Origin of the sequence: Edwardsiella piscicida, assembly GCF_021733145.1 — a bacterium.
GTDB lineage: Bacteria > Pseudomonadota > Gammaproteobacteria > Enterobacterales > Enterobacteriaceae > Edwardsiella > Edwardsiella piscicida.
In genome coordinates this window covers 959,256-972,872 of record NZ_CP090968.1, presented here as the reverse complement: position 1 = coordinate 972,872, position 13,617 = coordinate 959,256, and the positions used below count along the sequence as shown (strand labels likewise).

Here is a 13,617-nt window from a genome sequence, read left to right as displayed (position 1 = left end):
AACAAACACAAAACACCTTCTTTTACCATTTATTCCATAAATGAAACCATAAAACACGCCAAATAACAGAATCTATCCCTATCATCACCAACAGAGGCAGCATGACGTCATAGATCGTCCTAAAAATCGCCAACGTCCTGGCCGCTTTTATGGCTATCATCGGATAAACGGTCCTATCGGCCCAACGTCGCACGACGCGCCGCCGGCGATGCACCGATCCCGTCCCTGCGCCTCCCCGCTGGGGCTAACAATCAAAAATCATTGCGCAGGGGAGCTCATCGACGCGCTTAAATAACAGGAAATAACAATCAACTTATGAAGATTAATCGATTGTCCCTATTTCAGAAATTGAGCGCGCAGACCGGACAAAAAACCATTAGCACGTATAATCGTTAAGGACTAAAACGAATGCAGCGATCCATCACGCAATGCATTATCCGCAGTAATGACCTGAACAGTACTCCACAAATTTACTGAAGGTGCGATAAATGGGAAATAACAACGAATTTTCTAGCGGTAAATGCCCCGTCATGCACGGCGGTATGACCTCCGCGGGCATGGCCAGTAAGGATTGGTGGCCGAATGCCCTGAATCTGGACATTCTGCATCAGCACGATACCAAAACAAACCCAATGGGGCAGCAGTTTAACTACCGAGAAGCGCTGAAGCAGCTGGATGTCCAGGCGCTGAAAGACGATCTGCGTGCGCTGATGACCGACAGCCAGCCCTGGTGGCCGGCCGACTGGGGTCACTACGGTGGTCTGATGGTTCGTATGGCCTGGCACTCCGCCGGCTCCTACCGCATCGCGGATGGCCGCGGCGGCGCAGGCACCGGCAACCAACGCTTCGCGCCTCTCAACTCCTGGCCTGATAACGTCAACCTGGATAAAGCGCGTCGCCTGCTGTGGCCGATTAAAAAGAAATATGGCAACAAAATCAGCTGGGCGGATCTGATCGTGCTGGCCGGCACCATGGCCTATGAGTCCATGGGGCTGAAAACCTTTGGCTTCGCCTTTGGCCGTGAAGATATCTGGCATCCGGAAATCGATACCTACTGGGGTTCAGAAAAAGAGTGGCTGGCGCCGAGCGGCAGCGAAGGCAGCCGCTACTCCGGCGAGCGCGATCTGGAAAACCCGCTGGCCGCGGTCATGATGGGCCTGATCTACGTTAACCCGGAAGGGGTTGACGGTCATCCGGATCCGCAGAAAACCGCCAACGACGTGCGCGTCACGTTCGCCCGTATGGCGATGAACGATGAAGAAACCGTCGCCCTGACCGCCGGCGGCCACACCGTGGGTAAATGCCACGGCAACGGCAGCGCCGCCAACCTGGGCGCGGCACCGGAAGGCGCCGATCTGCAGGAGCAAGGGCTCGGCTGGAACAACCACACCACCCGCGGTATTGGCCGTGATACGGTCAGCAGCGGGATCGAAGGGGCATGGACCAGCAAGCCGACCCAGTGGGATAACGGCTACTTCGACATGCTGCTGGGCCATGAGTGGACCCTGACCAAGAGCCCGGCGGGCGCCTGGCAGTGGGTGCCGATCCAGATTGCTGAAGAAGACAAGCCGGTCGACGTGGAAGACCCGTCCATCCGCCTACTGCCGATCATGACCGATGCCGATATGGCGATGAAGGTCGATCCGGCCTACCGTCAGATCGCCGAGCGTTTCCGTCAGGATCCCGCCTACTTCTCCGACGTCTTTGCCCGCGCCTGGTTCAAGCTGACCCACCGCGATCTGGGGCCGAAGTCACGCTATTTCGGGCCGGACGTGCCGCAGGAAGCGCTGATTTGGCAGGATCCGGTTCCCGCCGGCCGCAGCGAGTATGACGTTGCCGCCGTCAAGGCGAAGATCGCCGCCAGCGGCCTGAGCATCGCCGACATGGTGAGCACCGCCTGGGACAGCGCCCGCACCTTCCGCGGCTCGGACAAACGCGGCGGGGCCAACGGCGCCCGTATCCGTCTGGCACCGCAGAACACCTGGGAAGGCAACGAGCCGGCCCGCCTGGCTAAGGTACTGGCCGTGCTGGAGCCGATTGCTGCCGAGTTTAACGTCAGCGTCGCGGATGTGATCGTCCTCGCCGGTAACCTGGGGATCGAGCAGGCTGCCAAGGCCGCCGGCGTCGCTATCGAGGTGCCGTTTGCGCCGGGACGCGGCGATGCGACCCAGGCGATGACCGACGAAGCCTCCTTCGAGGTTCTGGAGCCGCTGGCCGATGGCTTCCGCAACTGGCTGAAGAAAGACTACGTCGTCACGGCCGAAGAGCTGCTGCTGGATCGCGCTCAGCTGATGCGCCTGACCGCCTGTGAAATGACGGTGCTGATCGGTGGGATGCGCGTGCTGGGCGCCAACTATGGCGGCAGCAAGGTCGGGGTCTTCACCGACCGCATCGGTGTCCTGAGCAATGACTTCTTCGTCAACCTGACGGATATGTCTTACACCTGGAAACCGACCGCCAGCAACCTGTATGAAATCCGCGAACGCGCTAACGGTGCGCTGAAGTGGACCGCCAGCCGGGTCGACTTGGTCTTTGGCTCTAACTCTATACTGCGTGCCTATGCCGAAGTCTACGCACAGGACGACAATAAAGAGAAGTTTGTCCGCGACTTCGTCGCCGCCTGGACCAAGGTCATGAACGCCGATCGCTACGATCTGTGCTAAGTCACGGTGCTACGCCGCCTGACGCGGCGGCGTAAATCCAGAAACACCCCTCGGCGATGCCGGGGGGTGTTTTTTTATACCGCCAACGCCGCTCAGCCGACGCGACCGCCCTGGTCGATCCCCAGCGCGCTATATCGCCGCCGCCTCATGCCCGTTCAGCGGGCTGTGCTGCCACAGCGCCTGTTCTATCTCATCGCGGATCTGCTCCGCCTGCTGTACGCTAAGCCCCGCCTGTATGATGGCCTCCGCCTTCATGTTCAAGGGCAGGTGCGGCGCTGACTCCGACGCCGCCTGCTGCAGCGCAAGGTCAAACTGCTCACCGACCTCCTGAGGCGACAGCGAAGCGAACGCCGTCTGCTGTCGCAGCGCGCTCGCCAAGGTATCCAGCCGCTGCGTCAGCTGCTGCTGCCCCTGGCGCTGCATCTCGTCGCGCGCGCTCGGGTCGCGTGCGTCGATCTGCGCCAGCGTTTTCGCCATCTGTATCCTCGCCTCCTCGCGCGCCTTTGCCAGGGCCTTCTCCAAGATGTCGCCGTTCATCTCCCGCTGAGTCCGCTGAGCCAGCTCAGGCATCAGCCAGGATACCATCGAGTTCCACAGGCTGCCGGTCGTCAGCGCCCCGCTGAGCAGCGCGGCCCCAATGGCGATAATCCCGGCGGGCAGGAGTCCCAGCGGCCCCAGCGCCAGAAGGCCCAGCGTTACGCCGCCGATCAGCAGCGGGCCAGCCACGCTGGCCGCGACCAGCAGCGCTCTCTGGGCGCCGCTGGCGTGTTTCCAGGTCAGGGACATATCCTGGAACATGCGCCCTATCACTCCCCGCTTCCCCGCCTCCGCGAGATCGCGGCCAATCGTTCCCGTACTGCGTAGCGCCTCCCGCTGCATGGCATACGCCGTCACGCGCTGAATACGCTCATTGATGCTGGCCGACGAGTCCAGCTGCATCCCACGGAGTACCGCATTGACGACCACGTTGGTCTGCCGCTGCTCGGCCACCTTATCCGCGATCCCCTTCTCTGCCTGCGCCTGAGCCGCCCCCACCGCAAACTGCAAAATGGAGGTCAGCACCACCGTTGCCACGCCGCCGCCAAACAGCGCCCCGCCGAGGCCGCCGGCCACCACGCCCCCGAGATTCTGACTCAGCACGCCCTTGACGCCGCCGACGGCGTAGGGGGCCCAGTCCGCCACGCTCAGCAGCATGATCAGGGCCGGCGGCATCGGCTTCGCGTCCGTCGCGCCCACCACCGGCTCACGCTTGCCAAACAGCGTATCCTGTATCACGCTGGTCGTCGTCCCCCGCTGCCAGGCCGTATGAAACATATCGCCGAGGAGCGTAGACGATCCCGTCGCGACCAGCGCGTGATAGGTATGATCCAAATTGCTGGAGAGATACGCCATCTCCTGCGGATACGCGCTGGCCCAGGCCAGCAGCTGGCTCGGGGTAAATCCCAGCTCCGTCAACGCCTGGGCGGGATCGGTCGGCAGCTTGCGCAGCGCCTGCATCAACGCCAGAGAGGCCGCGACAATACCTTTTCCGCTCAATGCCAGCTGGTACTGCAGCAGTAAATCCCGCGGCTTATCCATGCGCGCCCCCAGCAGCGAGGAGACCTTGTCCCCCATCTGGGCGAGCAGCCAGCTGCTCCAGTAAATGTCCTTGGGGTAGCCACCGCCAGCGGGCCCATCGGCCCGCTGCCGCTCCTGCTGCAGCGCCAGGAGATCCGCGCGAAAGGCGGCGCTGTTGCTGGCGATACGCTGCTCAAGCTGCGCCAATCGCGACGCGACGTCGCTCCCGCGCGCCGTTCCCTGTCGCAGCGCATCGCGCTGGCGCACCATCTCGTCGGTCTCCGCCGTCAGCGCTCTCAGGGCCGCGCTGCGCAGCTGATACACCTGCTGATTGATACTGGCCAGCGCGCCGTCAAACGGCCGGGCCGCCGCCGAGACATCCACCGCCAGCCGGGCAGACGCGGCCGTTTGCGCGGCCAGGGTATGCCCCAACGTATCCACGGCCGCCAGCGTCTTCCCGCTGTGCAGCAGCGCCGCGATCACCCGCCGCTCGGCGTTAATCTCCGTCAGCGCACGGCTCAGCACCCCATGAAGAGGCTCGGCGTCGGACAGTGGCGACGCCAGCGCGACGACGCTGTCCTGGTAGCGCTGCAACAGTCTATCTCGCTGCTGGAAGAAGGCCTGATAGCCCTCAGGATCCGCCATAAACTGCGCCCGTAGCGTTCCCTGCGCGAGCGCCTGCGGGACGTTAACCCCCGCGTTCTGATGAAACTCACTATGATAATCAATTTGATGCTCCCACTGCAGGCACTCCGCGGCGATCGTCTGGGCCCGGGCCTGCGCGGCGGGGGTCAGTCGCTGATACGCCTGCAGCACGGCCTCGCTCACCGCGATATCCTCTTCGACGAACGTATCGTTATCCAACAGCAAGCGATCGCGGTTCACGGTGGCCGGGCCGCTGCGGGCACAGAGATACAGCAGGCCTTCCAACGCCGGGTCATCGGTCACGGGCACCGCCGCGCCAGCGCGATCCTCCGCGTCGGCGGCCTCGCCGAGCGACCCGCGCGGGGAAAAATAGTCCTCGATGGCGTCCAACGCCTGGCTGCGCTGCTTCAAGGCGCTGAAGTAGTCCGGATTGCGCTTAATCTCATCCAGATCGCGTCGTAGGGTTTCCTGCGCCTGCTGATTGGCATCGCTGAGCAGCTGCAGGCACTGCAGGGTGCGATCGCGCTCCTGCAGCGTGGTGTGGCGCAGGGTACTCAGCTGAGAATAGCGCCCCCGATCGATAAGCAGGCTATCCGGCGCCGGCAGCGCCGCGTCATCGTCTCGCAGCGACGCGACGTGGGGATAAAAGGTCGCCAGCAGATGCTGGGCGACCGCCGTATCCGGCAGACTCACTCCGCTTTGCATCACCCGAGCGATCGCCTGGCGTAAACGGGCCGCGTCGGGAGCGCCCGCCTCGCCCAGCGCCTGCTGAACCAGCGCTAGCCACAGGCGATCGTCGTCGCTGATAGCGCCGTCGGACGCGCTATCGCCCAGCTGGGCGCTCACCTGCGCCAGACGATCCCGCCATACGCCCCGCTCGCCCGTGGGAGATTCACGCTGCGCGACCCCCTCCATCCGCAGCGCCAACGCGGCCAGGCGATCGGCCACATGCTGCGCCTGCGCGCGGATACGCTGTATCACCGGCGGCGCCTCCGGGCCACCCTCGATCCCCGCGCATTCGGTCAACACCGCCTGCAGCGCTTGGTGGGCCGCCTCCTGCGCCCTTTGCGCCTCGGCAATCGCGCTGCCAAGATCCTCCGCAGAGGCGAGCAGCGTCTCGCTCTGCTGCTGCACCTGGGTCAGCGTCGTACGCAGCGTCGCCAGCGCGTGATTCAGGGTCTCGATGCGGCGGGACAGCGCCTGGTAGGCCGGCTCGGTCGGCCCCCCGACCAGCATGTCCTTCACCCGGAACAGGAGATTGAACGCATAGCGCGGCATCTGCAGCAGCGAGCCGATCGCGATCGGCGCGGGCAGCAGGTCATCCAGTGCGTCGTCCCGCAGCGGCGCCGGCGGCGGTAGCGTCACCGTCGCATGCGGCGGCAGCAAATCGGGAATGCGACGCTCCGCCGACGGGCGCGTATCCGCCAGCGTCGGGAACAGGCGATGCGCGTCGGCCCAGGCGCGATCATCAATCTGCTCGAGCGGAAGGCGCAGCGCCTCATGGCCGTTGGCACTCAGGATCAGCGCCGATCCGTCATGGGGGGCCAAATGCGCACCCAGCGCCGTCGTCTGATGGGGTGATCCCTGCTCTTTTAACCAACAGAAAAACCGCAGCGGATCGCTAAACAGCGCCAGACGCTGCGGCGCCAGCAGAGAGGTATCGCTCAGATTGAGCTGTTCGAGCAGGCGGGTATCCCGATGGCGGCTAACCCGCTGCCCATCGATACTGAGCGTGAAATCCTGTGTCGTATCATCATAATCCACCGCCACCGCGCATTGGCTATCCGCGCGGCACAGCTGACGCAGCGCGGCGGCGCTCTCCAGCGCCGCAAGGCTATCATCCCCCTGATGCAGCAGCTGATGATACTGCGTTTCCGCCGCCGCGCGCCTATCGGCGGAACACAGCGCGGCCACGCGGCTAGCGCCGCGGGAAAGGCTCTCCGTTGACTCAGATCCCGCGGCGTTGCCGCTGAGCGCGGGGGATAACGTAAAAGCATTCACCATGGAGAGACCTCCCAATCGCATGACACAAGGCACCGGTCGTTCGCCGGAACATGGTGCGATTTTATCCGAACCGCTATTGGGAGGCTTTCGGGTATTGGCCTGAGGTTATCGGCATATAAAAATATTCCATTCTGAAATAATAACGTGAATAGAAAAATCCTAGACTCATGAATTTATTATTGTAATTCACTTTCTTTTTTACTTACCCTCGCGAATAAAACAACCATTCACGATTAAAAATAGCAGACTTACCCTCAGCAAAATGCTATCAATTAGCTCATTTTCGACATGATGATCCATACTCCAAAGGGCATTTACGGCGCGAAAAACATTGGCGCATCTCCCTGGAAACCTGCGAATATCCCAGCAAACACAGCAGTTTTGCTTGACCGTAACGCAGTTTATCCAAAATAATGCTGAAAAACCGTGGAATGAATAGATTAAAAATCTCACTCCGAAATTTGAATACCGACGAATTCAATACGCCAAAAGTGGTAGAAAAATCCTAGATACCAAAAAAAGGCGTTCAGCGAAGGTCTGGTTATTCAAATGCCCCGAGCGAGCTATATGAAGTTTTCAGTGTGCCACTGATTCGGAGTACCCTTTAAATATGACTATTTCTATTTTGCCTCTGAACATTCTGATCGTTGAAGATCATGCCTTGCTAGCCGATGGCATCCGTAATCTCTTGGACAGCCAGCCCCGCTACCGGGTCGTGGGCGCCGTCTCGAATGGGCTGGCCGTTTATGAGGCCTGCCAGCGTCTCTCGCCCGATCTGGTCTTACTCGATCTGGGTCTGCCGGGCATGGACGGCGTTGACGTGATCCGTCAGCTGCGGCGTCGCTGGAGCGATATGCGTATCGTCGTCGTCACCGCCTCCTCTGAGGCACGGCGCGGCAGCGAAGCCCTCGCCGCCGGCGCGCTCGCCTACGTCCTGAAGCAAAGCCCGCAGCAAACCCTGCTGGCGGCCATGCAGCATGCCTCGCTGGGGAAAACCTTTGTCGATCCCGCCCTCCGGCTGGACTCCCTGGTAGCCTCGTCCGATATGGCTCAGGAGCCGCCGCTGACCCTGCGCGAACGGCAAATTCTCAAGCTGGTCGCCGAGGGCAAGCGCAACCGGGATATCGCGGAGCTGCTGTCCATCAGCCTGAAAACCGTGGAGACCCACCGGCTCAACCTGATGCGCAAGCTGGATGCCCACAACGCGGCGGAGCTGAGCAACTGGGCCCGCCGCCTGGGGGTTCTGGAGTTTTAATCCGCCTCGAATTCACTGTGCACCAGGCGGGATAGGCTTTCCAGCGCCTTGTCTGGCATCGGCATCCCGCCCTCCAGCGCCTGCTCCCAACGCGCCGCCGCCTCATGCACCAGCGTCAGACCGCCCTGCCCGGCCAGCCCTTTTAGCGTATGCAGCGCCTGCCGCACCGCGGGGGCATCCTGCTGCGCGACCGCCTGCGTCAGCTGCGCCAGATAGTGCAAGACATCCTCCTGCAGACGCCGCCGCAGCGCGGGATCCTGTCCGAGCAGCGGTATCTCGCCCGCGCGGTTAGGCGACAGCTCGATCCCCCGGGTTAACTGGATATCGGCCGTGTACTCCAGGGCTCTGGAGAGCATCGCGGGGGTCACCGGCTTGGTGAGATACTCATTAAAACCAGCGTCCTGCAGCCGCTTGCGTTCGCCGGGCTGCGCATTGGCCGTCAGCGCGATGATCGGGCAGTCGGGGTCGAGCATTCCATTCACGCTATCCCGCCACAGATGCAGCGTTTCGTCGCCGGAGAGCCCCGGCATACGCATATCCATCAGGACTAAGTCAAACACGTGCCCGCGCCCCAGCACCAGCGCTTCAGAGCCGCTGGAGGCGGTATACACTTTGTGCCCCTGCTGGCGCAGCATGCGCCCGACGATATCCTGATTGGTATCGACATCGTCCACCACCAGTACCTGCAGCGACCAGGGCGATACCGGCATCTGCTCTCGCGCGCCGGTCGTCTGCGTTTCGCCATCCAAATGCTGCCGCAGGCGGCCGGGCAGGTAGCTCAGCTCCGGCGCGTCCAGATCGGGATTGTCGCCCGCCAGGGGGTGGTATCCCCAGGCCGACAGCTGTGGGTGCAGGCTGAGCGGCGCGACAATGCTGCCCTTATCCTCCGGCGGCGCGATGGGGACACTCCCGTTCGCCTCCAGCGGCAGCGCCAGGCGGAAACGGGCGCCGATCGCGCTTTTCTCGCAGGAGAGCTCGCCCCCCAGCAGGCGCGACAGGCTGCGGGCGATCGGCAGCCCCAGGCCGCTGCCGGCGATGTGGCAATCGACCTGATGAAATGCGGTAAAAATATCGTTGATCCGCGCGTCATCGATGCCCGGGCCGGTATCCTGCACCCGGAAACAGAGTCGATCCTGCTCGCTCCAGCCGTGTAGCACCACCTCGCCATGGGGGGTAAACTTGACCGCGTTGCCCAGCAGGTTGATCAAGATCTGGCGCAGGCGCAGCCCGTCGGTATACAGCGTCTGCGGAAACGACGGCGCCAGTAGGCAGTGCAGGGTCAATCCCTTCTCCAGCGCCGGCACCTGCACCGTCAGCATCGCCTGATCGATCAGCGGTAGCGGATCGAGGTACTCCGGGTTCACCACCATCTGTCCCGACTCAATGCGCGAGAAGTCCAGCAGGTTATTGATGATCTCCAGCAGATGGCGCGAACACTTAAGCCCGGTATCCAGCAAATCACGCTGCTCCGGCGTATTCTCACCGTTCTCCAGCAGCGTCAGCGCACCGATAATCCCATTCAACGGGGTGCGAATTTCATGGCTGATGCTGTTCAGGTGCTCGCTCTTGTTGGCGCTGGCGCGCTCGGCCTGGCGCCGCGCCCGCTCCAGCTCTACCGTTCGTTCGGCGACCCGCGCCTCCAGCTGCGCATACTGCGCCTTGACCGCCGACAGCAGGCGATTATAGACCTGCGCAATGCGCCCCAGCTCATCCTCTCCCGCCACCACCAGGGGCGGCAGATCGGCCACCGCCACGTTGGGCGTCAGGCGCTGCATAATGCCGGCCAGCGTACGCCCCAGCGTGCGCTGCAGCACCAGGTACAAGAGCCCCACCAGCGCGACCAGCAGCAGCAGCGCCACCGGCAGATAGCGGTGCAATGCGGCGAACGCCGCGTCCGTAATCTGGCGGCTCGGTGTGAACAGCAGCAGCTTCCAGCCGACCGGGGCGACCTCGCGGCAGATGGAGAATACCTCGTCAAAATTACTCTCCATTTCGCGCTGGCACGTCGGCAGGCTCTGACTCAGCGCGGCGGACAGCGGAATGATCGGCTGCCCCTCCCGATCGAGCCAAACGATCGTTTCACCATCCGGGGTTTTCTCTACGGCGCTAAAGGAGGGATGCAGGTTGACCGTCATGCCGACCAGCGCACCGGTGAGCAAATCCCGCTTCGCCGCAATCACTCGCCAGTTTCCCCCGACGCTGCGATAAGGCTTACTCCAGATGATGTGATTGCCGACGGCCTGATCGCGCAGCGCCCGGATCTGTTCAATGTGCAGCGGGGTGTCGGTCGGCTGACCGCCGGCGCTGGACAGCACCACGCCGCCGTCCAGCAGGACGAAGGTATCCACCAGATTGCCCAAGCCGCCGCTGCCGTAGGCTTCGACAAAGGCCTTCGCGCGGCTGATGCGCGCCGCCGGATCCGGCGGCGCGGTCATATCGTGAATGTAGCGCGCCGTCAGGTAGTAGGCGCCAGAGGCGACGCCGTCGTCCAGGCGGTGCCAACAGCGCATCAGCGTATCCACGTCACGGCTGACATCCAGCAGCTCAGAGCTCAGCTCATAGACCGTTTCGGCCACGGTCGCCGTCAAACGGCGCTGCAGCGATGACTTGGTCTGCTCAAAGTTCAGCAGCAGCGTCACGCCGGTACTCAGCAGCCAGAACAGGGAAATAAATCCACTGAGGATCAGCGCCAGGCGGAACGAGAGGGAGGTGCGCCAGATATGACGGGACATAGGGGATTCCTTTATGTGCGGGAGGACGCCGAAGAGCCCGGAGATCCAGAGGTTAACAGGCGCCATAGCTGACCAAGGTTACCGACTCCTCCGGACGTATGCACCACCATTTCCGTCTGCGGCACCGCCGCCGCCGGTACCGTCGATCGTAGCTGACGATAGTATTCCAACACCCGCTGCACATAGCGCTGCGTTTCAGGATAGGGAGGAATCGTCCCCCCATAGCGCAGCACGGCGCCCTCACCGGCATTGTAGCCGGCCAGCGCCAAATCCAGCCGCCCATTGAAGCGACGCAGCAGCGTACTCAGATAGCGCGTACCGACCTCCAGATTATCGCGCGGATCCAGCAGCGCGAAGTGGCCGAAGCGGGCCGCCGTTTCCGGCATCACCTGCATCAGTCCTATCGCCCCTTTTTCCGATACCGTATCATAACGATAGGAGGATTCAACGGCCACCACCGCCTGGATCAGCCGCGGATCCAGCGCATGCTTCCCCGCCACCTGCCCAATCAGCGACGCATAGCCCGCGCCTCGGGATATCACCGGCGGCGGCGCCAGCGTAGACGCGACGCGCTCCTCTCCGCTCACCCGATACCATTTAAGCGGAGCACCAACGCAGCGCCAGGCCAGCAGCGCTAGCCCCAGCAGAACCCATTTACGCATCCTCCTCCTCCTCTTCTTCTGTCTCGTCGCGCAGCAGGCGCAGCAGCTGGGCGACCGCGACAAACAGCGCCTCCGGTACGTAATCACCCGGGCGGGTGGTCGCGATCAGCGCACGCGCCAGCGGAATATTCTCCACCACGGGAATGCGCCGCGCCTCCGCCAGCGCCACGATATGCCGCGCCCGCGCCCCGCGCCCATACTCCACCACCTGCGGCAGCGGCGTCTCCCCCTCGCAGTAGCGCAGGCAAACGGCAATGTGGGTCGGGTTGCGCACCACCACCGAAGCGCTGGAGACGCTATCGGCCAGGCTGCCGCTCTGGATCTCCCGGTGCAGCTCTCGGCGCCGCTGCTTGATCTCCGGGCTCCCCTCCGCGTTTTTAAACTCCTGCTTAATATCCTCATGCGACATCATCAGCTGCTTACGCAGATGGCGATACTGCATGCTGTAGTCGACGACGGCGAACAGCGCCGTGAGCAGCAGCAAGATCCCCCACATCCACAGGGTCATTTTGCTGGTGACCCACAGACCGGCCTCGGCGTCGGCGCGCACCAGCTGAGCGAATGATGCGGCATAGCCGCGGATAAAATAGGTAAAGGTCAGGCCGAGGATCACGATTTTCAGCACCATCTTGCCCAGCTCGAACAGCTTGAGCAGGGAGACCATCTGCTTAGCGTTATTCAGTGGGTTGATCCGCTCGGCGGAGGGCATGATGGCCTTTGGCGCAAACAAAAAGCCGGTCTCCACCAGCCCGGTTAAGATCAGCGTCACGGCCAACAGCGCGGCCAGACTGAAGACAAAGCGAACCACCAGCGCGGCGGCCTTGCCGGTCAGCAGCGCGATGGCGTCGGGCAACGGGAGGTTCAGCGTGGCCAGCGTCGCATCAATGAAGCCCCCGATGGCCGCATACAGCGTCGGCCCCTCCGTCACCATCCAGAGCAGAATGACCGCCAGCTGTACGGTCGCGCTGATATCCTGGCTCTTGGCGACCTGCCCCTCCTCGCGCGCATCGCGCAGACGCTTCGCCGTGGGCTGTTCCGTTTTCTCGCTCATAGCGCCTCCGCTAGCTGGCGCAGCAGCCCGCCGTCAAAGCGGGTGAACAGCGCCTGCACCCCGTCCAAGGCAAAAGGCAGACTGATAATCAGCATCAGCAGCACCATCGCGCTCTTAATCGGCATCGATAGGGTAAAGACGTTTAGCTGCTGCACCGAGCGGTTAATAAAGCCGAGCGCCAGGTCGACGAGCACCATCATCACCATCGCCGGCATGGAAAAACTCAGCGCCAGGGTGTACAGCAGGTGCCATAGGTGCATCAGCAGGGGAATAAAGCCGCGGCCCCACAGCCAATACTGCCCCGGCGGCAAATCACCGTAGGATGAAAACAGGGCGGCCAACAGCGCGTGAAAACCGCCGCCCACGATAAACAGCACGCCGACCAGCTGGGAAAACAGCACCCCCATCGGCGAGGACTGCTCGCCCAGCAGCGGGTTAAACAGCACGGCGATAGAGGCGCCGCGCATGGTATCGATAATAAAGCCCGCCATGTTCAAGGCCCACAGCGGCAGCGCCGCCGAAAACCCCAGCAGCAGGCCCAGGACTAACTCCCCCAGCAGCAGCCCCCCATAGTGCAGCGGCGCCTGCAGAGGGCTGGGCAGGACCAAGGCCGCCAGCTGCGGCAGCGCCGGCAGCGCCGCCATCAGCGCCAGCGCATTACGGATCAGGGCCCCGCCGAGCATCGCGCTGTTGAATAGCGGCATGATCAGCATGATGCCCAGCGGGCGCATCATGGCGATGCCCAACAGCGGCCACCAGTGATTCAGCTCAGCCATCATCAGCCCCCCATCTGCGCGATCAGATCCATCGCTCTTCCGGCATAGCTAAACAGCGCGCTGCCCATCCAGTGGTAGGTCAACGCCAGCGTAACGCTGGCGGCCACCAGCTTAATGGCGAAAGAGACCGTCTGATCCTGGATCTGCGTCAGCGCCTGCACCAGCCCCACCAGCACGCCGACCAACGACGCGACCAGCACCACCGGTAACGAGAGGATCAGGACCAGCCAGAGCAGCTCACTGGCCAACTGCACGAGCTGTGCTTTTCCCAT

8 protein-coding genes are annotated in these 13,617 nt (G+C 62.8%); 2 read left to right on the top strand and 6 right to left on the bottom strand.

The window, feature by feature from the left end; genetic code table 11:
• The first annotated feature begins 488 nt into the window (after positions 1–488).
• A complete protein-coding gene (gene katG, locus L1P05_RS04400) occupies positions 489–2,663 on the top strand; it encodes a catalase/peroxidase HPI (protein WP_012847754.1) in 2,175 nt (724 codons plus the stop codon).
• Between the two features lie 129 nt (positions 2,664–2,792).
• On the opposite strand, the gene eseJ is transcribed toward katG, so the two are convergent.
• Positions 2,793–6,869, bottom strand: a complete 4,077-nt coding sequence (gene eseJ / locus L1P05_RS04395; RefSeq protein WP_012847753.1) for a type III secretion system effector EseJ — start codon at positions 6,867–6,869, stop codon at positions 2,793–2,795.
• A 625-nt stretch (positions 6,870–7,494) separates the two neighbouring features.
• Between eseJ and L1P05_RS04390 the strand changes: the two genes are divergently transcribed.
• Positions 7,495–8,124 carry a two component system response regulator gene (locus tag L1P05_RS04390; RefSeq protein ID WP_196796971.1) on the top strand — a complete coding sequence of 210 codons (630 nt, stop codon included), beginning with the start codon at positions 7,495–7,497 and terminating at the stop codon, positions 8,122–8,124.
• Here L1P05_RS04390 and L1P05_RS04385 read toward each other — a convergent pair.
• From L1P05_RS04385 to sctS, 5 genes are read right to left on the bottom strand one after another with little or no spacing between them, the layout of a single operon-like run.
• Complete coding sequence (locus L1P05_RS04385) at positions 8,121–10,856, bottom strand: two component system sensor kinase (RefSeq protein ID WP_012847750.1); 2,736 nt, start codon at positions 10,854–10,856, stop codon at positions 8,121–8,123. The two genes, L1P05_RS04390 and L1P05_RS04385, sit on opposite strands and share 4 nt — an antisense overlap.
• Before the next feature lie 11 nt (positions 10,857–10,867).
• Positions 10,868–11,518, bottom strand: a complete 651-nt coding sequence (locus L1P05_RS04380) for a lytic transglycosylase domain-containing protein (protein ID WP_012847749.1) — start codon at positions 11,516–11,518, stop codon at positions 10,868–10,870.
• Positions 11,511–12,569, bottom strand: a complete 1,059-nt coding sequence (locus tag L1P05_RS04375) for an EscU/YscU/HrcU family type III secretion system export apparatus switch protein (RefSeq protein ID WP_012847748.1) — start codon at positions 12,567–12,569, stop codon at positions 11,511–11,513. The genes L1P05_RS04380 and L1P05_RS04375 overlap by 8 nt, the downstream gene beginning before the upstream one ends.
• Positions 12,566–13,348, bottom strand: a complete 783-nt coding sequence (gene sctT / locus L1P05_RS04370) for a type III secretion system export apparatus subunit SctT (RefSeq protein WP_012847747.1) — start codon at positions 13,346–13,348, stop codon at positions 12,566–12,568. The genes L1P05_RS04375 and sctT overlap by 4 nt, the downstream gene beginning before the upstream one ends.
• Positions 13,348–13,617: a type III secretion system export apparatus subunit SctS gene (gene sctS, locus L1P05_RS04365; protein WP_012847746.1), complete on the bottom strand. Its 270-nt coding sequence runs from the start codon at positions 13,615–13,617 to the stop codon at positions 13,348–13,350. The genes sctT and sctS overlap by 1 nt, the downstream gene beginning before the upstream one ends.